The organism is Serratia liquefaciens, assembly GCF_027594825.1.
Classification (GTDB): Bacteria; Pseudomonadota; Gammaproteobacteria; order Enterobacterales; family Enterobacteriaceae; genus Serratia; species Serratia liquefaciens_A.
The window spans coordinates 771,341-795,154 of the sequence record NZ_CP088930.1 but is presented as its reverse complement, the minus strand read 5'-3'; the positions used below and the strand labels follow the sequence as shown (position 1 = coordinate 795,154).

17 protein-coding genes are annotated in these 23,814 nt (G+C 55.9%); all 17 read left to right on the top strand.

Annotated elements, in window-relative coordinates:
- Positions 1-362: 362 nt before the first annotated feature.
- The 17 genes from LQ945_RS03610 to narJ all read left to right on the top strand — a co-directional run bounded on the left by LQ945_RS03610 (position 363) and on the right by narJ (position 23,812).
- Positions 363-1,262 carry a transcriptional regulator gene (locus LQ945_RS03610; protein WP_269933584.1) on the top strand — a complete coding sequence of 300 codons (900 nt, stop codon included), beginning with the start codon at positions 363-365 and terminating at the stop codon, positions 1,260-1,262.
- Positions 1,263-1,445: 183 nt separating this feature from the next.
- Positions 1,446-2,402 carry an NAD-dependent epimerase/dehydratase family protein gene (locus LQ945_RS03605; RefSeq protein ID WP_270102272.1) on the top strand — a complete coding sequence of 319 codons (957 nt, stop codon included), beginning with the start codon at positions 1,446-1,448 and terminating at the stop codon, positions 2,400-2,402.
- Positions 2,403-2,582: 180 nt separating this feature from the next.
- The gene (gene wecA, locus LQ945_RS03600; RefSeq protein WP_182821881.1) at positions 2,583-3,632 is read left to right on the top strand and encodes a UDP-N-acetylglucosamine--undecaprenyl-phosphate N-acetylglucosaminephosphotransferase; all 1,050 of its coding nucleotides are present in this window, start codon (positions 2,583-2,585) and stop codon (positions 3,630-3,632) included.
- A gap of 45 nt (positions 3,633-3,677) precedes the next feature.
- Complete coding sequence (locus LQ945_RS03595) at positions 3,678-4,811, top strand: polysaccharide export protein (RefSeq protein WP_269933582.1); 1,134 nt, start codon at positions 3,678-3,680, stop codon at positions 4,809-4,811.
- Between the two features lie 28 nt (positions 4,812-4,839).
- A complete protein-coding gene (locus tag LQ945_RS03590; RefSeq protein ID WP_044551999.1) occupies positions 4,840-7,020 on the top strand; it encodes a polysaccharide biosynthesis tyrosine autokinase in 2,181 nt (726 codons plus the stop codon).
- A 4-nt stretch (positions 7,021-7,024) separates the two neighbouring features.
- Positions 7,025-8,314 carry a flippase gene (locus LQ945_RS03585; RefSeq protein WP_269933580.1) on the top strand — a complete coding sequence of 430 codons (1,290 nt, stop codon included), beginning with the start codon at positions 7,025-7,027 and terminating at the stop codon, positions 8,312-8,314.
- Entirely contained in the window at positions 8,304-9,152 is an 849-nt protein-coding gene (locus tag LQ945_RS03580; protein WP_262240495.1) for an ATP-grasp fold amidoligase family protein, read from the top strand. The genes LQ945_RS03585 and LQ945_RS03580 overlap by 11 nt, the downstream gene beginning before the upstream one ends.
- A gap of 138 nt (positions 9,153-9,290) precedes the next feature.
- Positions 9,291-10,196 (top strand): glycosyltransferase family 2 protein, encoded by a 906-nt coding sequence (locus LQ945_RS03575; RefSeq protein WP_270102271.1) that lies wholly within the window; start codon positions 9,291-9,293, stop codon positions 10,194-10,196.
- Between the two features lies 1 nt (position 10,197).
- Entirely contained in the window at positions 10,198-11,259 is a 1,062-nt protein-coding gene (locus tag LQ945_RS03570) for a glycosyltransferase family 4 protein (RefSeq protein WP_270102270.1), read from the top strand.
- 1 nt (position 11,260) lies between these two features.
- Positions 11,261-12,004, top strand: coding sequence for a glycosyltransferase family 2 protein (locus LQ945_RS03565; RefSeq protein ID WP_044551994.1), 744 nt, complete (start codon positions 11,261-11,263; stop codon positions 12,002-12,004).
- A complete protein-coding gene (locus LQ945_RS03560) occupies positions 12,001-13,887 on the top strand; it encodes a carbohydrate-binding protein CenC (RefSeq protein ID WP_270102269.1) in 1,887 nt (628 codons plus the stop codon). The genes LQ945_RS03565 and LQ945_RS03560 overlap by 4 nt, the downstream gene beginning before the upstream one ends.
- 6 nt (positions 13,888-13,893) lie before the next feature.
- On the top strand, positions 13,894-14,880 hold the full coding sequence (locus LQ945_RS03555) for a glycosyltransferase family 2 protein (protein WP_044551992.1): 987 nt from the start codon (positions 13,894-13,896) through the stop codon (positions 14,878-14,880).
- Positions 14,881-14,982: 102 nt separating this feature from the next.
- On the top strand, positions 14,983-15,885 hold the full coding sequence (locus tag LQ945_RS03550; protein ID WP_270102268.1) for a glycosyltransferase family 2 protein: 903 nt from the start codon (positions 14,983-14,985) through the stop codon (positions 15,883-15,885).
- Between the two features lie 56 nt (positions 15,886-15,941).
- A complete protein-coding gene (locus LQ945_RS03545; protein ID WP_270102267.1) occupies positions 15,942-17,195 on the top strand; it encodes a hypothetical protein in 1,254 nt (417 codons plus the stop codon).
- Positions 17,196-17,775: 580 nt separating this feature from the next.
- Positions 17,776-21,552 carry a nitrate reductase subunit alpha gene (locus LQ945_RS03540; RefSeq protein WP_270102266.1) on the top strand — a complete coding sequence of 1,259 codons (3,777 nt, stop codon included), beginning with the start codon at positions 17,776-17,778 and terminating at the stop codon, positions 21,550-21,552.
- The gene (gene narH / locus LQ945_RS03535) at positions 21,549-23,093 is read left to right on the top strand and encodes a nitrate reductase subunit beta (protein ID WP_182821905.1); all 1,545 of its coding nucleotides are present in this window, start codon (positions 21,549-21,551) and stop codon (positions 23,091-23,093) included. The genes LQ945_RS03540 and narH overlap by 4 nt, the downstream gene beginning before the upstream one ends.
- A complete protein-coding gene (gene narJ, locus LQ945_RS03530; RefSeq protein ID WP_182821907.1) occupies positions 23,090-23,812 on the top strand; it encodes a nitrate reductase molybdenum cofactor assembly chaperone in 723 nt (240 codons plus the stop codon). Before narH ends, narJ begins: the two co-directional genes overlap by 4 nt.
- Positions 23,813-23,814 lie beyond the last annotated feature (2 nt).

The window sequence follows — 23,814 nt, the reverse complement described above, 5'->3', positions numbered from 1 at the left end:
CTATCTGACAATCAGATTAGGTGGAAAAACAGATGATATTGTTTGATGGTGGGATGAAATTTCATAATTTCATTTAAATAACATTTTTTTAACATGCGTATAGTTTTTGTTTTAAAACAATAAGATAATCCAGTTTTATTGCCGGAAATCATGATAAGAAACCATGTTTCCAACAGGGAAATAAAGACATTCAAAGAAACATAGCCTCCTTTTGAGAGGTGTTGTAAAAAATGAAATCAGTAATTTTTTATAAAAATAAATATCCCATGAATGCAACCTGTTGAGTTTACATTTAATTTCTTGAACATTTTTTCATATTTCTATACAAAGTGTGCAGGACAGGCACGCTAAGGAAATTAAAAGTGAATCTTGATAAAAGAATAAAGATTAGGAATCTAGATGTTCTGACACCGTCCAGGGAAAAATTTCGCCTACGTTGGAAGGAGTATCAGATACTTTCACTTCTTGTCGCCAGATCCCCAGAACTGGTTAGCCGTACGGAAATTATAGAAAACATTTGGAAAGGGACTTATTGTTCGGATTCAACGATAAATCAAACAATTAAATCAATTCGTCAAAAGATCGGCGATGCTGAGCATACACTTATCAGAACCATTCCTCGTTTAGGTTATAAGGTGGAGAACAAGGCCGTTTTTCACTTTATTTCTGAAGAGGAGGAATATGTCGACGATGAAATATGGGGTGTCGACAATAACGATAATAAAGATATTCAAGCGGAACTTTCCGAAAGTAACGATAAGCAGGATGAAACTTTAGCTGACGAAATAGAGCTCAATGATGAAAATATGGCTCCTGTTGATCCTCCGGCAACGCCAGTAACGCTTAAAAATACATCAATCAGAAAAAAGATACCGGCTTCAGCGGGTTTTTTCTCCGTACCCGCCGTCAGAGTTGTGAAATACCTGTCGGTATTCGTATCGTTGCTCATTATTTCACATTTCTCCTACGTGCTGGGGAATCAAACCCGCCCGCCGATTATCAATGATATTCAAAACAATACCCGTGTAGTGCTGACGCTGACGCTGAATAACTCCCGCACCAACAGTCCGCAAACCCTGCTTTGCCTGTATCAGGGGGAAAGTCTGGAGCAGGCCACCATCGAATGCGTCGATCCTAAACAAGGAAGGTTGAAACAGCCGGTGAAATACGAAACTTCGGATGCGCAAGGGACGGGTAAGATTAATCTCATACTGCCGAATAAAACCATGGAATATCAGGTCGCTTACGATGTTAAAAATTAGCACGCGATGATATTTCACCTTTGTCGATAATTTTACATTTGGCACATATTTTTATTTCATTATTTGTTATTTGAAAGCCGGGTTCGTTTTGTCCAGTCTGGTTTCCATGTTCTAACGCGAATTAGCGTCCTGCCTCAATGGTGCGGTGGGGAATAATGGATAAACCGGGCTGAGTGACAAATTATGGATAAGCGTAAAGTAGCGATCATCGGGGGTTCCGGCTTTATCGGAACGCGTTTGGTTAAGCGCCTGAGTGCGCGTGACGACCTGGTGTTGACCATCGTGGATAAAAAGCGGAGCGAGCATTTTCCCGAGCTCTATCAGTTTGGCGATGTAACCCAGCCCCAGACCCTGCAGGAGCCGTTGGCAGGGTGTGACGCCGTGATCAACCTTGCGGCTGAGCATCAGGATAATGTTGATCCTATCTCACTGTATTATCAGGTTAACGTTGATGGGGCGCGCAATGTCTGCATGACAGCATCGGCGCTGAATATCCAACAGATTATCTTTACCTCCTCCGTGGCGGTCTATGGTTTCGTGACCCGGGAAACCGGCGAAGAAGGGGTTTTCGAGCCCTTTAACCATTACGGCAAATCCAAATTGGAAGCGGAATATGTCTACGAAGCCTGGCGGAAAGCCGATGGCAGTAACAAATTAACCATCATCCGCCCGACGGTGGTGTTTGGCGAAAACAATCGCGGCAACGTTTATAACCTGTTCCGCCAAATTGCCAGCGGCCGCTTTGTGATGATAGGCAGCGGCAATAATATGAAGTCCATGGCCTACGTTGAGAATATTGCCGCCAGACTCGAGTACGCACTGGATCAACAGGCCACTTATCAGGTCAGCAATTATGTTGATAAGCCTGACTTCACCATGAATCAGCTGGTGGACGTTATTTCTTCTTCACTAGGCCGAAATAATAAGACTATTCGCATTCCTTACGTATTTGGGATCTGCGGGGCAACGGCATTAGATGTGGTGAGTAAAATAAGTCGCCGAAAATTTCCTATTAGCCGCGTCCGGGTGCAGAAATTCTGTGCCAGAACACAATTTAAAAGCAATGTGCAATGTGATTTCGTGGCGCCGGTCGAACTTGATTCGGCAATCGAAAAAACAATTAAGCATGAGTTTTCCTAGAGATAACTTTATTACGAGTTAGGGTTATTTATTTTACGCCTCTGACAAGCAGATAAATCTGTATTAAACGGGATTGGCTGATGCTGACTTATATCCTGGGGCTGTCAATTTTATTTTTGTTAATAGCGCATTGGGAGCTGTAACTCAAGGGCGGTAGCGTGCTTATTCGCTGGAGGAACAATGTTATATCAACTGAGCGTGATATTTATTTTGGCGCTGGTGCTGGTGGTTATTGCCCGCCGCGCCGCGTTGGCGGTGGGGTTAGTGGATAAACCCAATGCGCGCAAGCGTCATCAGGGGCATGTTCCGCTGGTTGGCGGGATTGTCATTTACCTCGTGATGACGCTGGTGACCTTTTGGCAGCCCGAATGGTTGCCGCACAGTACCACCTACTTGCTGAGCATCACGGCGCTGGTGTTGCTGGGCGTTCTGGATGACCGCTTTGATCTGCCGGTGACGCCACGCGTCATCGTGCAGGGAGGGATTGCGCTGGCGATGATGCTGGCGGCAGGGATGCAACTCACTTCTTTGGGTTACCTGTGGGGTCATCAGGAACTGCAGCTGGGTTACGCGGCCTTGTTGATCACGCCGTTGGCGGTGTGGGGGGCGATCAACGCCTATAACATGGTTGACGGCATCGACGGCCAACTGGGCGCGCTGTCCTGCGTCACGTTTATGGCGCTGGCCATCCTGTTCGGGCTGGCCGGGCATGAAGAGCAGGCGTTGTGGTGTCTGAGCCTGATTGCGGCGCTGGCGGCCTACCTGCTGTTCAACCTCAGCGTGTTTGGTGCACGCAACAAGATTTTCATGGGGGATGCCGGCAGCATGGTGATTGGGTTTAGCGTGCTGTGGTTGCTGATTGCCGCCACGCAGGGCGAAGACGCGGTGATGCGACCGGTGACCGCACTGTGGCTGATTGCCATTCCGCTGATGGACATGGTGACGGTGATGACGCGTCGTTTGCTGCGTCGACAGAGTCCCTTTAAGGCTGGGCGCGATCACCTGCATCATATTCTGATGCGCCGTGGCCTCAATGCGCGCCAGGCGCTGAGCATGAGCTGCATGTTGGCGGTGACGCTGGCCTGCGTCGGCATCTGCAGCGAAGTGCTGCAACTGCCCGATCACCTGATGCTGCTGGCCTTTGTATTTTGCTTCTTCGGTTATTTTGTCCTGCTGCATGAACCCCGTCAGGCCAGAGTTTTTACCGATAACCCTACCGCCGATCGTTAATCCTCCCACGGGCCGCAATGGCGGCCCGTTTTTCACGGTACCGTTATGAACCTTCATTTGCCTCATTTGATGCCACTGGTGCTGTCCAGCGTCTTGCTCAGTGGTTGCACCGCTTTTCCGGGTTCACACCTGCCGACCCATGGCAAAGACACAGTGACTCAACAAGACGACGATTTCGATCTGGATAAACAGGTTCAGGTGTATCGCGTCACGCCGATGCTGCTGGAAAAAATGCGTCGCATAGAACCGGTAGCGCGACCCAACCTGGCGTTGGATCAGCGGTTGCAAAGCTATCAGTACCGTATCGGCGTTGGCGACGTGCTCAACGTTACCGTCTGGGATCACCCAGAGCTGACCACCCCGGCAGGGCAATATCGCAGCGCCAGCGATACCGGCAACTGGGTGCATGCCGATGGTGCCATCTTCTATCCGTACATCGGCAGGGTGCAGGTGGTGGGCAAAACCGTTACCGAAGTGCGCAACCAGATTGCCAGCCGCCTGGCAACCTATGTGGAAAGCCCACAGGTGGACGTCAGCATCGCCGCCTTCCGTTCACAAAAGGTGTATGTCACCGGGGAAGTGAAAACCTCTGGGCAGCAGGCCGTGACCAACGTACCGCTGACCATTCTGGATGCGATCAACGCCGCCGGCGGGCTGACCGACAACGCCGACTGGCGCAACGTGGTGCTGACGCATCAGGGCAAAGAACAGCCGATTTCGCTGCAGGCGCTGATGCAGCGCGGTGACATCAGCCAAAACCACCTGCTGACGCCTGGCGACATCCTCTATGTGCCGCGCAACGACGAACTGAAAGTGTTTGTGATGGGCGAAGTCGGCAAGCAGTCGACGCTGAAAATGGACCGCAGCGGCATGACGCTGACCGAAGCCCTGGGCAGTTCCGAAGGGATCAGCCAGACGGTGGCCGATGCCACCGGGGTGTTCGTGATCCGTCCGAACGGCGGCAAGCAGCCAAAACGGCTGGCGTCGCTGTACCAGTTCGACCTGTCTGATGCCGCGGCACTGGCGATGGGCACCGAATTCCAGCTGGAGCCTTACGACGTGGTGTACGTCACCGCGGCACCGGTCGCTCGCTGGAACCGCTTGATTAGCCAGCTGGTACCGACCATTTCCAGCTTCAACGACCTCAGTGAGGCCACGTTGCGGGTACGTAACTGGTAACCCCGTAACGGTGACTAAAGGAAGACCGATGATGAAGAACAATGCATTGCCGATTGTGATGGCCGAACAGGACGACAAATTGGAGTGGGAGCGCCTGATTGGCCCGCTGTGGGACAACCGCTGGCGCATTCTGCTGGTGACCGGCGTAGCCGGGATCCTGGGCTGTGCCTATGCGTTGATGGCAACGCCAATCTATCAGGCCACGGCTTTGGTGCAGGTGGAAAAACAACTTTCGGGCGACTCGCTGCTGCGCGAAACGCTGGACAGTTCGATCGGCGGAGTCGGTCAGAATTCGGCGACCCAGGACGAGGTGTCGCTGGCAAAATCACGCTACGTGATTGGCAAAACCGTCGACGACCTCGGCCTGACGGTGCGCATCAGTCCGGACTATTTCCCGCTGTTCGGCAAGGGCATCGCCCGCCTGAGCGGCGAAGTGACACCGGTACTGCGTATTTCCTCGATGAAGGTGCCGGCGGTGATGCAGGGCCAGGAACTGACCCTGACCGTTGATGACCCACAGCATTACAGCCTGAGCCATGACGGCAAAACCTTGTTCAGCGGCGTTGTAGGGCAAACGCTGCAGCAGGGCGGTTGGTCGGTCAACGTGAGCGAGCTTGAGGCACTGCCGGGCACCACCTTCACCGTGGTTAACGTGCCGCGCCAAAAAGCGGTGGACGATCTGCGCAATATTCTGGATGTCGCGCCTGGCGGCAAGGAAAGCGGCATCATGACCTTCAGCCTGGCGGGGGAGGATCCGCAGCGTGCGGAAGCGGTGCTCAAAAGCATCACCGATAACTACCTGCAGCAGAATGTGGATCGGAAAACCGAAGAAGCCCAGCGCATGCTGGCCTTCCTGCACGAGCAGTTGCCACGGACCCAGACCTCGCTCAATAACGCCGAGAATCAGCTTAATCAATTCCGCCAGCAGAATGACTCGGTAGACCTGTCGCTGGAGGCCAAGTCGGTGCTGGACACCCAGGTGCAGCTTGAAGGGCAACTCAATGAGCTGACCTTCAAAGAGGCGGAAATTTCCAAACTTTATACCCGGGTACATCCGGCCTATCGCGCCCTGTTGGAAAAACGCGCCACGCTGGAGGCGGAAAAAGCGCGGCTTGGTAAACAGGTGCAAACCCTGCCGAAAACCCAGCAGGAAATTTTGCGCTTAACCCGCGACGTGCAGGTGGATCAGCAGGTCTACATGCAGTTGATGAACAAACAGCAGGAGCTGAGCATCAGCAAGGCCGGAACCGTGGGCAACATTCGCATCATTGATGAGGCGGAAACCGGCCTGCGTCCGGTACAGCCGCAGAAAGCGATGATCGTCTTCTTCGCGCTGCTGATGGGCGGTGTGCTGTCGGCGTCGGTGGTGGTGTTGCGTGCGGCGCTCCACCGTGGCATCAGCGACACCGATACGCTGGAAAAGCGCGGTATCAGCGTGTATGCCACGGTGCCGCTTTCGCCCTGGCAGCAGAAACGTAACCGTATTCAACAGCAACTGTTGACCAAACACAGCAGCGATAAACTGCCGATCCTGGCGCAGGAGGAACCGGAAGATCTGTCCGTTGAGGCCATCCGCAGCCTGCGTACCAGCCTGCACTTCGCCATGATGGAGGCCAAAAACAATATTCTGATGGTATCCGGCGCCAGCCCGGCCAGCGGGAAAAGCTTTACCAGCACCAACCTGGCGGTGGTGATCGCTCAGGCAGGGCAGCGGGTGCTGCTGATCGACGCCGACATGCGCAAAGGCTTTCTGCATCGTTGGTTGATCAACAGCGCCAAGGCCGGCCTGTCAGATATGCTGTCCGGGCTGATTGCGCCAGAAATGGCGGTGAAGAAGACCGACATCGCCAATCTGGATTTCGTGCCGCGTGGCCAGGTGCCGCCCAATCCGTCCGAACTGCTGATGCACCAACGCTTTGCCGATTTCCTGCGTTGGGCAGGGCAGAATTACGATCTGGTGCTGATCGACACGCCACCGGTACTGGCGGTGACCGACGCGGCGATTGTTGGGCATCACGCCGGTACGGCGCTGATGGTGGTGCGTTTTGAGGTCAACACCGTCAGACAGATTGAGACCAGCATCCGACGTTTCGAACAGAATGGCGTTGCCATTAAAGGGGTGATCCTCAACGGCATGGTGAAAAAGACCGCCACCGATGCCGGCTACTATGCCTTTGCTTACCCCAGCCATCAGGAAAAGGTTCAGTAACCCTATGAAAGCGATGCTGATGAACTCCCTGTGGTTAATGTTGGAGCGAGTATCGCTGAGCCTGTCGGGGATTTTCGTTTCGGTTTACGTCGCGCGCTATCTGGGGCCGGCGCAGTACGGGCTGATTAACTATTTGCTGTCGGTGATCGCCATCGCGGTTCCGCTGGTGCAACTGGGGGCCGACGCGGTGTTGTTCAACCGTGTCGCCCGCCAACGGCACAGCGGCATTCGGTTGATGCTGGCCTCTATGCGTCTGCGGCGGCAACTCTTTGCGCTGATCGCGGTGCCGCTGATGGCTTGGGCGCTGTTAACGCAGGATCGCACCAGCCAGATCATGATGGCGCTGATGCTGGCCAGCGCTTATTTCTCGGTGCAGGACGTTTACAAAATCTATTATGACGCCCTGTTGAAATCGAAGCTCAACACGCTGATCAACAATGTGGCGCTGCTGCTGTCGATCGTGGTGCGGCTGGCGCTGGTGCATGCCAAGCTGCCGCTGGAATGGTTTGCGGTGCCCTATGTGCTGAGCAGCCTGATCCCCTATGGGGTACGTTGGTTGCTGTTTCGCCGCGAGAAAGGGGGAATGCGGCCCATCAGCCTGCGTCATCAACGGCGCTATGGCCGCTATCTGCTGAAGGTCGGGCTGCCGTTGGCCGTGTCCGGGCTATCGATTGTCATCTATACGCGTATCGACCAGATCATGATCGGTAACTATCTCGGGGAACACAGCGTCGGGCTGTACAGCGCTGCCATCACCCTGAGTCAGGGATGGGTCTTTGTGCCCATTGCGCTGATTACCTCGATGATGCCGGGGGTGGCCAACGCCGGTTCCCTGACCGAGCAGGAAGGGCGGATCCGGCTGCTGTATCTTGTGGTGCTGCTGCTTTCGATGCCGGTGATATTACTGCTGTCGCTATTCCCTGGCCCGATAGTGAAGCTGATGTTTGGCGACAGTTACCGCGAAACCGCCACCATTCTGGCGCTGTGCTCGGTGACATCGCTGTTCTCGGTGATGGGCACCGTCTCTTACCGGGCGATCGTGTTGTTTGGCGGTTATCGGTTTATCGCGATAAAAATGCCATTGGCCGCTTTGGTCAACGTGCTGATGAATCTGGTGTTGATCCCGCGTTATGGCATTTTGGGCGCGGCGATATCAACGTTTATCACCGAATTTATTTCATTTTTTGTACTTAATGGCTTTTTTAGAAAAGGACAAATTACCCGGTTGCAGGTCACCTGCTACCGCTGTTTACCGCAACTAATAGGGAAGGTGCGAGAACTTTATGCTAAATAATCTGGTGAAGGGTTTTTACCGTAATATACCCGACGCATTATATCATCAGCTAAAATACGCTTTGTTTTTTCACAAGCTACCGCATTTGGCTAAACCGATGGGGTATAGCGAGAAACTGATGCGCAGGAAAGTCTATCCTTTGGCAATGTATACTCAATTGTCCGATAAGTACCTGGTCAGGGAGTATATTGAAAACCTTTGGGGGAAAGAATACCTGATTGAACTCTATGCTCAGGGTGAAAAATTAACTGAGGAAATGTACCAGTCATTGCCTGACGCCTTTGTGATTAAGGCGAATCACGGCAGCGGTTATAACAAGTTGGTATTTGATAAAAGTCAAACCAGCTTTAATGAATTGCGGGTGCTGACCAACAGCTGGCTGCGACAGAACTTTTATCAGGTCTATCGCGAACGTCATTATAAGGATATTTCGCCGCGCATCATGGTGGAGAAAATGTTGCTGGAGGACGGCAAAACCCCGAATGACATCAAGATCCACTGTTTTAACCGCAACGGGGAAGTGCGTTTTTTCATCCAGATTGATTACCAGCGCTTTATTGACCACCGCCGTGATTTTTTCGATGCCCAATGGAACCGCACCGAAATCCGCATGGGGGTGCCCAACAGCGAAGTGCCTATGGATAAACCCTGTCGCCTGGATCAGATGCTGAAGCTGGCACGCCAGGTGGCAGAACAGTTTTCTTACGTAAGAGTGGATTTTTATCAGGTGCAGGAAAGGATCTATTTTGGCGAGTTAACATTTACTCCCGGAGCCGGCCTGCAACGATTCACACCGGAAATTATTGAACAGGAATGGGGAGGTTATTTCCAGGAGTAGTTGAGTCACCGGTAGGCTGCGCGTATTTCACCGCGTCAGGACGGGGGTGTAACCGGACAAGGATATTCTGGGATAACAAGTTATTCCGTTGGCGTTAGCATTGTTTTGCCAAATGATAATATATTGTTGAGGTAATAAATGGACTTATCGATTGTCATTCCCGTTTTTAATAACTCAGCCAGTTTGGCCACCACATTAGTCAGGATGACCAATGCCTGCTCCGGTTTCGACTACGAAATTATCGTGGTTGATAATGCGTCGGACAAACAAGAGTTGGATAATATACGCAGCCTGCTGGTCGCTAATCGCCGGGCGCGGTTGCATGAAAGTAAAGTACGGCGTAATACGGCAGCCTCTTGCAATGTCGGTTTTCGGTTAGCACGTTCGGACGTGGTTTTTTTTCTCGAGCCGGAGGATTCGTTTAATACCAACTATATTATCCGGCGTCTGAAACGTCATCATGACACCCGAATAGACATTATCTTCGGTAACTACGTCACGGTAAGTGATAAGAATATTCGCAGCTATCGCTTCGATTATAAAGAAGGTGTGGCGGGAGCGGATTTTTTATTTCTCGATATGGGTGATATTCGCACCTCAACCATCAGCCTGCGTAAGAAGGAAGACCGACGTTTTTTATTTCCGGAGTTCCTCTACAAGTATCAAGACTGGGGATTTTTGGTCGACGCCACCAATCTGGGGGCCAGGGTGGCCTTCGACGAGGGGCGCGGCGTGTTTATCCGCTGCGGCGATGCCGATACGGACCGCTGCCGGATGAACATCGATGCCAGCGAGCAGTTTATCGATGCTTACCTTAATGCCAGCGGCCGCTATATCAGCGGTTTTGCCTGCAAACACCTGCTGGCCTCGCTGTACAGCGAAAACCTGCAGGCCTTCACCTACTACTCATCGCGCACCGAGCGCGATGCCCTGAGCAGCAAATTCAGGGCGATCAAACTGTACGGAGACTGTCTGGCCAGACTGGGGCTGTTTCCACTCGGCGGGCGACTGTTGCGTACCGCCCGCGAGGGATTTCGGAGATGACATGCAGCAACGAAAAGTAGCGATTGTGATTGAGAACATCGCCGAAAAAGGCGGTACCGAGCGGGTGGCCAGCAGCCTGGCCAATGCGCTGACGACACGTCTGGGGCATCAGGTGGATCTGGTGTCGATCAGCGGCGACCGGGCATTTTACCCGCTGGACGAGTCAGTGACCTTGCGCTTTATGCCGGGCAGAACGCTGTTGTGGCCCTGGCGATTGGCATGGTTTTTACGACGCGGCCGCTATGACGCAATTATCACCGTTTCGATGGGAAAACTGTCGTCGATCATGGTGCCGTACCTGCGCTTGCTGTGCCCCAATAGCCGGTTGTTGCTGAGTGAACACGTCAGTTTCCACCAGTATGCCTGGCCGATGAAGTGGCTGAAGGTGCTGGTCTACCGGCTGGGCGACCGCACGGTACTGCTGACGAAGAAAGATTTGGCCACCATCAGCCGCTGGGTGCCCAGCCGTAAATGCCGGGTGATCGAGAACGTTTCACCATTCCCGGTACAACCGCCGCAACCGGCGCTGCAACAGCCGGTGGCGCTGGCGGTGGGGCGGTTATGCCCACAGAAAGGGTTCGACCGGCTGATCGCCGCCTGGCAGCGGATCGCCCCGCTTGCGGGGGATTGGCAACTGCATATCGTCGGCGACGGCCCGGACCGGGGGCCACTGCAACAGCAGATTGACGCGGCCGGCCTGGGCCAGCGGGTGAAGCTGCTGCCGGCAACGGCGGACATCGCCGGTCACTATCGTCAGGCCGCCATGTTGCTGATGACCTCGCGTTACGAAGGCTTGCCGATGGTGTTGATTGAAGCGATGAGCTTTGGCCTGCCCCTGGTGGCCTTTGACTGCCAGACCGGCCCGGCGGAGCTGATCGATAACGGTGAGAACGGTTATCTGGTGGCGGAGGGCGACATCGAGGCCTTCAGCCAATGCACGCTGGCGCTGATTGACGACGCTGAGTTGCGTCAGCGCTTTTCCCTTCACTCGTTGGCACGGGCGCAGCAGTTCATTCCCGAGCGTATTTATCCCCAATGGCAACAGCTTATTGCTGGAGGTTAAGATGGAAAAAGTTTCAGTCATCATGCCGGCTTACAATGCCGCAGGCTTTATCAAAGAGTCGATCCTCGGGGTGCTGAACCAGACATACCAGGATTATCACCTGTATGTGATCGACGATGCTTCCACCGACCATACCGCCGAGGTGGTGAAACCGTTCATCCACGATCGTCTGACTTACATCCGCAACGACACCAATCAGGGCGTGGCCGAGACCCGAAATATCGCGATTGAAGCCGCACGCGGCGATTATATTGCGTTCTGCGACAGCGATGACGTCTGGCACCCGAACAAGCTGGCGCGCCAGGTCGGGATCCTCAAAACCAACCGCTACGACGTGGTGTGCTCCCATTATTACACCTTTGAAGATGACCCGACGCGAGTGAAAAACTACCGTGGCGCCGGTGAGATCATCGCCTATAAAGACATGTTGAAAAGCAACTGGATCGGCAACCTGACTGGCATGTACAACCAGCGTCAGGTCGGCAAGGTGTACCAGAGCAAAGTGGGTCATGAGGATTATGTTATGTGGCTGTCGGTGCTGGAGAAGGCGCGGAACCACATGGCTTACTGCATCCCCGAACCCCTGGCTTTTTATCGCCTCTCCGCACAGTCGCTGTCCGGCAATAAATTCCGCGCGGCCGATTGGCAGTGGCAGATATATCGCCGCCATCTGGGGCTTTCCTATCAGAAGTCCTGTTATCTGTTCTTCTCCTATCTGTACAGCGCGGTGATGAAAAGACAATGAATTTCAGCAAGCTAACCTTAGCCTGCCTGCTGGCAGGCGCCGGCTGGGCAGGGCTGGCCAATGCGGCCGGCTGCGACGGCAACCTGCTCAAGGATCCCGGCTTCGAGCAGGGGGGCGCCGGGTGGTCGTTGGCCTCGGCGCAGGTGGTGGCGGGGGGCCACGGCGGTCAGCGCAGCCTGTTTTATCAAAATCACAACCCGGCCAACTACCACAACATGCTGCAAAGTCTGTCGGTCAAACCGGGTCAACAGCTGGCTTTCGGTGCCTGGGTACGCGGTGAAAACCTCAGGGGCAAGGGCGAAAATCAGGGCGCCGGCGTGTTTGTCGAAAGTTATGACGACCGCGGGCGTTTTTTGGCGGGCAGCTATCCGCAGGGGCTGCTGGGTACCAGCGGCTGGCAGCCGGTGACCGGCGATTTTCGGGTGCCGCCACGGGCGGTGAAGGTGGTGCTGGGCGTTTATCTGCGTCAGGGCACCACCGGCAGTGCCTGGTTTGACGATGTTTACGCCTGCCTGCAGCCCGTGGCACCGGAGTTGTACCAGATGCGCAGCGGTAACGGCGCGGCATCCAGCCTGATTGAAGTGGTGGATCCGCAGCAGGTGCAGGTGGACAGCACCCTGGTCGATGACAAAAACACCGCAGTGAAACGTGACAGCCGCCGTTACGCCATCAGTGAACAGCAAAAGGTGGAATTCCCACTGCCGGCCGATCTGGCCGCCGGCGAGTATCGTTTGCAGCAGCAGGTGACGGACGTGGCTTCGCAACGCAGTCAGCGCAGCGAAATGCCGATCAGCGTCGGTCGCCCGCGGCCTAAGGTCGCGCTGGATGCTCAGGGTTACGTTTTGAAGCAAGGCAAGCGCTTCTTCCCGCTCGGCATCTACATGTACGGCGAGATGGCGACGGACGAGCATCTGACGCGCATCCGCGATGCCGGTTTCAATACCTTGCTCAATTACAACTATGGCACCGGACGCGACCCCTATAACTATTTCCGCAAAACCCAGCAATACGGTTTGCAGGTGATTTTTTCACTCAAGGACATGTACGCCGGTACCCGCTTCGCACCGGAAACCAAGATGAGCTATCCGCAGCTGACGGCCAGCTATGTGGAGAAGTTCAAGCATCAACCCAACCTGCTCGCCTGGTACATCAACGACGAACTGGGCCCGGAATATGTGCCGCAGATTGAGCAAAAACACCTGCAGGTCAAGCAGCTGGATCCTGACCATCTGACCTTCCAGGTGTTGGACAAGACCGGAACTCTCAATGCCTATTTCAACAGTTCGGACGTGCTGGCCAGCGACCCTTATCCGGTCGGCAGAGACGCCGATCTGACGCGGACGCTGGAGTACAGCCGTATTACCAGTCAGGTGGCGCGCCAGGCCAAAGGGGCGTGGCTGGTGATGCAGATTATGGATCATGCCGCTTACGCGCCTGACCGCAAACCGCGTCAGCCTACCGAGGCGGAGATCCGCAATCAGGCCTGGTTGGGGTTGATCGGCGGGGCCAGAGGCATCCTGTTTTATTCCTATACCGATCTGTTTTACAAGCGCCAGCGCGGCGGGTTCAGCCAGCAGGAATTTGATGCTATCTGGCGCGGCGTCGCCGGCGTAGCGCAGCAGATTGTCAGCTTTGAGCCTTACCTGCTTTCCGGTGAAAGCAGCTTGTTGCAAGGCAACAATACCGCCATCCCGGCCCGTCTGTTTATCCAAGGCGAACGGGGCCTGGTGCTGATCGCCAACCCTTACTATCGCCAGATGTCGGCAAGGTTTGATCTGCCTGCAGGTTGGCAGGCCCAGGGGCAGCGGCAGATTGAGGCCGAGTTGCCGTCGATGGGCAGCCGTGCGGTATGGGTACAACGTGAAACAGAAAAGAAAGGATAACCGGTCATGAATATTACCCTGAGCCTGATTATTCCGGTGTACAAGGTTGAGGCTTATATCGAGGCGTGCCTGGATTCGGTGTTGCAACAGCTGCCTGACTGGGCGGAGGCGATCATCGTGGATGACGGCAGCCCGGACGGCGCCATCGGCATTGCCGAGGAAGTGCTGTGTCGCTATCCGCAGCACAGGCGGCGGGTCAGCATTCTGCGTCAGGAAAACCAGGGGTTGAGCCAGGCGCGCAACAACGGCATTGACCATGCAGAGGGGCGCTACGTTGGTTTTTTGGACTCCGACGATGTGCTGCTGGAGGGCTACTTCAGCATTTTGGGCCGCCTGCTGGCGGATAACCCCTTGGCCGACATCGTGGCCTTCAACGCCCAGCGCTTTTCAACCTTCAATAACGGTAAGATCCAACCAGAGGGCACCATGGCTATCGTGCCCGGCAATGCGGCTCCGCAGCAGCGTGATGACCATATGGCGCTGCTGGCAGACAGCTTTAACCGCAGCATGTGGTTCGCCTGGGCGCGGATTTATCGCAAAACGCTGTTCGATGAGGCTCGCTTCCCGGCGGGGCGAAACTTTGAAGATATTCAGCTGATCCCACAGCTTTACCTGAAGGCCGATCGCATCGTGGTCTGTGATACGCCATTGGTGGGATACCGCGCCAACCCTAACGGCATTACGCGCGCGCCAAAGCGACGCGATCTGGACGATCTGGATTACGCACTCGACGGCGCTGACAGCGGGCGACGGCAGGGGCTGGGACATGGGCTTTACTCGATCCTCTACGTCACCACGCTGAAAGCGCGTTTGTTGGTGGGGCTGGATTTCTTCGGGGCGCGCGACGCGCTGCGCGAAACCCGCGAGCTGAAGCGCCGTTATTCCGGCCTGCGCGGCGAGGAGCGTAAAATGCTGAGCCGTAAAAACCGGCTGTTTTACCGTAGCCCGCTGGCTTACTACCTGATGGCCCGGCTGTACAACCTGCGCGGCTAGCGGCGCACCATTCGCCTCTTTCCCGTTTTCGTTAAAGCAGCGGCATGCTGCACCCATGTCAATTGGGGCGACTCTTTCGCCCCCAACAGGCAGAATAAAACTATGAGTATCACCGTCAGCGTCATCATACCCACCCATGGCCGCAGCGAACTGCTGGCTCGCGCCATCGATAGCGTATTGGCACAAACCCATCGCCCGTTGGAAATCATCGTGGTGGATGACAACCCGCAGGGCGACGCTCATCGCCTGGCGACCCGCGAGTGCCTTGCCGGCTACATTGAGCGGGGGGATATTATCTATTACCCGCGCAGGCGCAATGGCGGCGGCGCGCTGGCACGTAACAGCGGGATCCTGCGTTCGAGCGGGCAGTACATCAGCTTTCTGGATGACGACGATTACTATCATCCACAGAAAATCGCCCGCCAACTGGCGTTTATGCAGCAGGGCGATTACGACGTCAGCCTGTGCGATATGGATATTCTGAAAAACGGGCAGATCGGCGCCGAGCATTACTACCGCGCGCGCTGCGAAGGGCTGGAGGACTTTATGCTGGCCGGCGTAGCCTACACGCCGATGATCATGATGCGACGCAGTACGGCGATTGCGGTGCGCGGCTTTTTCAACACGCCTCGCTACCAGGACCATATCTTCCTCTACCGGCTGCTGGCGGCCGGAGCGAAGATCGGCACGCTGCATGAACGATTGGCGGTGCACAACGACCATGATGGCGAACGCATCACCTCCAGTCCGAAGGGCATTATTGGCTACCGCAATAAAATGCAGTTTGAGCAGCGGCTGATGCCACAGGTTTCACCCCGGGCACGCAAGATCATGCGCCTGCGCCATACCTGCATTACTTCGCGCATCATTACCGACGGCAAGAGTCGCCTGGCCGGCGTTTTCTATGGGCTGAAGGGCATTGTTTACGTCAATAGCGGCTTGATGGCGGGGGTGTATATGAAAAATATCATCCGCAATGTGTTTTTCCGCGGCGTGCCGTTCTGAGCTGCGTTTCGCGTGCTCCGTTACCCTTAAGAGACTCCCCCTTTCAGAGGATGATTATGCGCTTTGAACGTTCGACGCTGATCGGCAGCGTGCTGTTGCTGACGGTACCGCTTTTCGCTTTGCTGCACAGCATAGGAACGCTGCGGGCAGGAAAGAAGAACTCGGCGGCTTATTTGCTGATTGCGCTGTGTTTTTTCTTTTTCTTCATTAAAATCCCGCCGCTGGCGGATCTTTACCGCCACTTTGCCAACTACGATGCCATCAACTCGGCGACCCGCCTGAGTGATGTTATTCAGGGCAAGGTGGACGTGGTGCTATACGCCAATTTCTATATTTTCAAAACGCTGGGCATCCCGTTTTTCATTATTCCGGGGCTGTACGTCGCGCTGTCGGTTTACTGCTATCTCAGCGCGCTGAATATCGTCATGCTGCATTCCGGCAAGGTGTTCACGGCGCGGCAGTTTGTGCTGCTGCATCTGGCGGTGTTGTTTTTGATTAACCCGTTTATCATTGCCATGGGGTTACGCTTTGGCTTCTCGATGGCGGTGATGACCCTGGCGATGGTGCTGTTTTGCCATAAGCTCAACCGCCCGCTTGCCGCCGGCCTGATGCTGTTCGCCATGCTGACCCACTTTTCCAGCATGCTGCTGGTGGGCGTGTTCCTGTGCAGCCGGGTGATGCGCCTGAACCGCCTGCTGACGGTGGTGTTCAGCGCCATTGCCTTCCTGACCGCCAAGTTTGCGCTGCCGTTTATCGTTTCCCATATTACGATCTCCGGCATCAACAGTTACTCCGACGTCTATACCTCCGGCATGTACGCCAGCGACTACCTGACATCCGGCAATGCCAACGGCATGATTAACTTCCTGATCGTGTTATTCCCGGCGCTGTTTCTGGGTGTCTTTATGCTGGGTAACCCCATGAGCAACCAGGCGGGGGACATCAAGAACTACGCGGCCTGGCTGGTGGTGTTTGTGTTCCTGTGTTCCAGCTCGCTGCAGGCGGCCAGCCGTTATGCCAGCGTGGCCTCGGTGTTCTTGCTGTTTTATTACGTGGCCCATCGGGGATCGTTCATCCGCGGCAGATTCAACTACTTCTTCCTGTGCTTTATGCTGATGGCCACCGGTTATAACCTGATAGAGAACATTTATGTCCCGCGCCGCCCGATCATGCTGGGGCAGATGTGGCAGTCGTTCTATAAAACCCCGCTGCTGAACCTGTTCTATGGCGAGCAGGAATATGAGCAGTATCTGCAATTTATCAACCGCGACAGCGGCGAGTGGATAGGGCATGAGATGGATTTAGGCTAATGCGTTTTTTATTCCAGTAACCCTCACTTCGCCAAACAGGAAGCGGGCGTCAGTCCGCTTGAGGCCGTAGACAAAGTGCTCTGTTGTTTAATGGTAGGGGCGCTGCATGCTGCGCCCAATAGCATAATCAATGAGTTAAATCGGGTCGAACATGGTCGACCCCTACCGGTTTGGCCTTTTCGAGTGTTTGTCAGCAGTCCGCTTCCTACCCCCAAATACCCCGACTTACCCCGCAGCATATCCCCTTGAACATCTGAATCATCATTTCTATAATATTTTCAATTAATTAAACCCAATGCTTGCCATGATACTTTAGGGGTATCCACGCCACTGCCGCCGTTATTCTCCCTCCGTTCTCTTGATCGCAATCAATTTGCCCAACTTCTGGCCTCAGTAGGCTGGCGGCAGATTGAGCAATGTCATTACCCGTCGTATTTCAAGCCGCAGCGTTGTTACCTGCGCTCGCTCACTCCAGTTACTTACTTGAGTAAGCGCCTGGAGATGAGTGAGCTGGCCGCCTGGCTGTGACTTGAAATCCATAGGGTAAAAAAATATTAAAAAGCCCTCAGGAGAATTCCGGATGAGCAAGTTTCTAGACCGATTCCGCTATTTTAAGCAGTTGGCGGAACCCTTTTCTGGCGATCATGGCCAGACGTTGAACACCAACCGCGACTGGGAAAACGGCTACCGCAGCCGTTGGCAGCACGACAAGATTGTGCGCTCCACCCATGGGGTCAACTGCACCGGCTCCTGCAGCTGGAAAATTTATGTGAAAAACGGCCTGGTCACCTGGGAAACCCAGCAGACCGATTACCCACGTACCCGTCCCGATCTGCCAAACCATGAACCGCGCGGCTGCCCACGTGGCGCCAGCTATTCCTGGTATCTGTACAGCGCCAACCGGCTGAAATACCCATTGATGCGCAAACGCCTGATCAAACTGTGGCGCGAAGCCAAGGCGCTGCACAGCGATCCCGTCGAGGCCTGGGGCTCGATCGTCAGCGATCCTGAAAAAGCCAAAAGCTACAAAGTGGCGCGCGGGCGCGGTGGTTTCGTCCGTTCCAGCTGGCAGGAGGTTAACGAGCTGATCGCTGCTTCCAACGTCTACACCGCCAAAACCTTCGGTCCGGATCGCATTATTGGCTTCTCGCCAATCCCGGCGATGTCGATGGTTTCTTACGCCGCCGGCGCCCGTTATCTGTCGCTGATTGGCGGCACCTGCCTGAGCTTCTACGACTGGTATTGCGACTTGCCGCCGGCCTCGCCAATGACCTGGGGCGAACAGACCGACGTGCCGGAATCCGCCGACTGGTATAACTCTTCCTACATTATCGCCTGGGGTTCCAACGTGCCTCAGACGCGCACCCCGGACGCGCACTTCTTCACTGAAGTCCGTTATAAAGGCACCAAAACCGTGGCGGTCACGCCGGACTACGCCGAAGTCGCCAAGCTGTGCGACCAGTGGCTGAATCCGAAGCAGGGCACCGACAGCGCCATGGCGCTGGCGATGGGCCACGTGATGCTGAAAGAGTTCCACCTGGATCGTGAGGTGGGCTATTTCCGCGATTACGTGCGTCGTTATACCGACATGCCGATGCTGGTTATGCTGGAGCCGCGCGAAGAGGGGCATTATGCCGCCGGTCGCCTGCTGCGCGCCGCCGATTTGGTCGACGGCCTGGGGCAAGAAAATAACCCTGAATGGAAAACCGTTGCCATTGATCAACGCAGCGGCGAGCTGGTTGCTCCACAGGGGTCGATCGGTTTCCGCTGGGGCGAACAGGGCAAATGGAACCTGGAGCAACGCGCCGGTCAGGACCAGCAGGAAGTGGAGTTGCAACTCAGCCTGCTGGGCGCGCATGACGAAGTGGCCGAGGTGGGGTTCCCTTACTTTGGCGGCATCAAAAGCGGCGCTGCCGAGGGCGGGAACTTCAACAGCGTGGCGCTGGACGAGATCCTGCTGCACAAGCTGCCGGTCAAACGCCTGCGCCTGGCAGACGGCAGCGAAGCGCTGGTGACCAGCGTGTACGATTTGACCCTGGCCAACTACGGCCTTGAGCGTGGCCTGAATGACGCCAACTGCGCTACCGACTACGACGACGTCAAAGCCTATACCCCGGCCTGGGCCGAGCAGATCACCGGCGTTTCCCGCCACAACATCATCCGCATTGCGCGCGAATTTGCCGACAACGCCGAGAAAACTCATGGCCGTTCGATGATTATCGTCGGTGCCGGTATCAACCACTGGTACCACATGGACATGACCTACCGTGGGCTGATCAACATGCTGATCTTCTGCGGCTGCGTTGGCCAGAGCGGTGGTGGCTGGGCGCACTACGTCGGCCAGGAAAAGCTGCGGCCGCAGACCGGCTGGCTGCCGCTGGCATTTGGCCTCGACTGGCAACGTCCGCCGCGTCATATGAACAGCACCTCGTTCTTCTATAACCATTCCAGCCAGTGGCGTTATGAAACCGTGGGAACCGAAGAGCTGTTGTCGCCGATGGCGGACAAATCACGCTTCGGCGGGAGCCTGATCGATCTCAACGTGCGTGCCGAGCGCATGGGCTGGTTGCCATCCGCACCACAGCTGGGCACCAACCCACTGCATTTGGCGGCGCAGGCGCAAGCCGCAGGACAATCGCCGGTGGAGTACACCGTCGACGCCCTGAAGAAAGGGACGCTGGGCTTTGCCGCCGAGCAGCCGGACAACCCACAGAATTTCCCGCGTAACCTGTTCGTTTGGCGCTCTAACCTGCTGGGTTCCTCCGGCAAGGGTCATGAGTACATGCTCAAATACCTGTTGGGCACCGAAAACGGCATTCAGGGCAAGGATCTGGGCCAGCAGGGCGGTGCCAAGCCGCAGGAAGTGGAATGGCGGGATAACGGCGGCGAAGGCAAGCTGGATCTGGTGGTGACCCTGGATTTCCGCATGTCCAGCACCTGCCTCTATTCCGACATCGTGCTGCCGACCGCCACCTGGTACGAAAAAGACGACATGAATACCTCGGATATGCATCCGTTTATTCACCCGCTGTCGGCGGCGGTCGATCCGGCCTGGGACTCCAAGAGCGACTGGGAAATCTACAAGGGCATCGCCAAAGCCTTCTCCGAAGTCTGTGTCGGGCATCTGGGGCAGGAAACCGACGTGGTGACGCTGCCGATCCAGCATGACTCAGCCGCCGAGCTGGCGCAGCCTTACGGCGTCAAAGACTGGAAAAAGGGCGAATGTGAACTGATCCCCGGCAAAACCGCGCCGCATATCATGGCGGTGGAGCGCGATTACCCAGCCACCTATGAGCGTTTCACTTCACTGGGGCCGCTGCTGGATAAGCTGGGCAACGGCGGGAAAGGCATTGGCTGGAACACCCAGGACGAAGTCGACTTCCTGAAAAAGCTCAACTACGTCAAAACCGCAGGCCCGGCAGCGGGGCGGCCGAAAATTGAAAGCGCCATTGATGCCGCCGAAGTGATCCTGACGTTAGCACCGGAAACCAACGGGCAGGTGGCGGTCAAGGCGTGGGAAGCTCTGGGCAAAATGACCGGACGCGATCACCGCCACCTGGCGCTGAACAAGGAAGACGAAAAAATCCGCTTCCGCGATATTCAGGCCCAGCCGCGCAAAATCATTTCCAGCCCCACCTGGTCAGGGCTGGAAGATGAACACGTGTCGTATAACGCCTGTTATACCAACGTGCATGAGCTGATCCCATGGCGCACCATCAGCGGCCGCCAGCAGTTGTATCAGGACCACGAGTGGATGCGCGCCTTTGGCGAGAGCCTGCTGGTGTACCGTCCGCCGATCGATACTCGCGCCGCGCAGCCGTTGCTGAACCAGAAGCCGAACGGCAATAAAGAGAAGGCGTTGAACTTCCTGACGCCGCACCAGAAGTGGGGCATTCACTCCACCTACAGCGACAACCTGCTGATGCTGACCCTGTCGCGCGGTGGGCCGATCGTCTGGATGAGCGAAGACGACGCCAAAGATCTGGGCATTGAGGATAACGACTGGATCGAAGCCTTTAACGCCAACGGCGCACTGACCGCTCGGGCGGTGGTCAGCCAGCGTATTCCTGCCGGCATGACCATGATGTACCACGCGCAAGAACGCATCGTGAACATTCCCGGCTCGGAAATCACCAGCCAGCGCGGCGGCATTCACAACTCGGTGACCCGCGTCTGCCCGAAACCGACCCATATGATCGGTGGTTACGCGCAGCTGGCCTACGGTTTCAACTATTACGGCACCGTCGGCTCCAACCGCGACGAGTTTGTGGTGGTACGCAAAATGAACCGCATCGATTGGTTAGACGGTGAAGGCAACGACGACTCGCAGGGCAGCCAGCAGGAGAAAGCAAAATGAAAATTCGTTCACAAGTCGGCATGGTGCTGAACCTGGACAAATGCATCGGTTGCCATACCTGTTCGGTGACCTGCAAGAACGTCTGGACCAGCCGCGAGGGTATGGAGTACGCCTGGTTCAACAACGTCGAAAGCAAACCCGGCGTCGGTTACCCGCACGCCTGGGAAGATCAGGAAAAGTGGAAGGGCGGTTGGATCCGTAAAATCAACGGCAAGCTGGAACCGCGTATGGGTAGCCGCGTCGGCCTGTTGTCGAAGATTTTCGCCAACCCGGACGTGCCTGCGCTGGACGATTACTACGAGCCTTTCGACTACGACTATCAGAACCTGCATACCGCGCCGCAGGGGAAGCATCAGCCGATCGCCCGTCCGCGCTCGCTGATCACCGGCCAGCGTATGAAGAAGATCGAAAGCGGCCCGAACTGGGAGGAGATCCTCGGCGGCGAATTCGAGAAACGCTCGCAGGACAAAAACTTCGACAATATGCAGAAGGCGATGTACGGCCAGTTCGAAAACACCTTCATGATGTACTTGCCGCGCCTGTGCGAACACTGCCTTAACCCGGCCTGTGTCGCGACTTGCCCAAGCGGCGCCATCTACAAGCGTGGCGAAGACGGCATTGTGCTGATCGATCAGGATAAATGCCGTGGCTGGCGCATGTGCCTGACCGGCTGTCCGTACAAAAAAATCTATTTCAACTGGAAGAGCGGCAAGTCCGAGAAGTGCATCTTCTGCTACCCGCGTATCGAATCCGGCCAGCCGACGGTGTGTTCGGAAACCTGCGTTGGCCGTATCCGCTATCTGGGCGTGCTGCTGTATGACGCCGATCGCATTGAGCAGGCCGCCGCTGCCGAGAACGAGCAGGATCTCTATCAGCGCCAGTTGGATATCTTCCTGGATCCGCACGACCCGGCGGTGATTGCCCAGGCGTTGCAGGACGGCATTCCGCAAGGCGTGATCGAGGCCGCGCAGCAGTCGCCGGTGTATAAAATGGCAATGGACTGGAAGCTGGCGCTGCCGCTGCACCCGGAATACCGCACGTTGCCGATGGTGTGGTACGTCCCGCCGCTGTCACCGATACAATCCGCCGCCGATGCCGGTGAGCTGGCGCACAGCGGCGTATTGCCGGACGTGGAAAGCCTGCGTATCCCGGTGCAATATCTGGCCAACTTGCTGACCGCCGGGGACACCGCGCCGGTGCTGTTGGCACTCAAACGCATGCTGGCAATGCGCCACTACAAACGGGCGGAAACCGTTGACGGCGTACTGGACACCAGTGCGCTGGAGCAGGTGGGGTTGACCGAAGCGCAGGCGCAGGAAATGTACCGTTATCTGGCGATCGCCAACTATGAAGACCGCTTTGTGATCCCGTCCAGCCACCGCGAGTTGGCACGTGAAGCCTTCCCGGAAAGCAAAGGTTGCGGTTTCAGCTTTGGTGACGGCTGCCACGGCAGCGACGGTAAATTCAATCTGTTCAACAGCCGCCGCATTGACGCCATTGATGTGACGCAAAAAACCACTCGCCAGGAGGATGCCTCATGATCAGCCTGAAAGTGATTGCCCGGCTGCTGGACTACCCGGAGCAGGCGCTGTTTGACCATCAGCAGGCGTTGGTCGAGGCGCTGGAGCCGGCCAGCGAACTGGATTTACACCACAGCGCGCAGCTGATCCTGTTTATTCGCCGTTTTTGTGCTCGTCCGTTGCTGGACGTGCAGGCCGAATACTGCGAACTGTTTGATCGTGGCCGCGCCACCTCGCTGCTGCTGTTTGAGCACGTGCATGGTGAATCGCGCGATCGCGGCCAGGCGATGGTCGACCTGATGGCGCAATACCGTGACGCGGGGCTGGAGATCGACAGCCGCGAGCTGCCGGACTTTTTGCCGCTGTATCTGGAATACCTGGCCAGCCGCAACCAGGCCGAAGCGCGCGGGGGATTGCAGGATATCGCGCCGATCCTGGCGCTGTTGGGCGCACGTTTGCAGCAGAGAGAGAGCCCGTATGCGGTGTTGTTCGACCTGTTGCTGACGCTGTCCGGCACCGAGGTAAAAAGCGCCAGCCTGGAAAGCCAGGTGGCGGGGGAAGCCAGGGACGACACGCCGCAGGCGCTGGATGCGGTCTGGGAAGAGGAGCAGATCAAGTTTCTCGGTGAGGAAGGCTGCGCTTCGGCACAGCAAACGGCGCATCAGCGACGCTTTGCCGGCGCGGTGGCGCCACAGTACCTGGACCTGACGGATGCGCTAACCGGAACCAAAGGACGCTAATC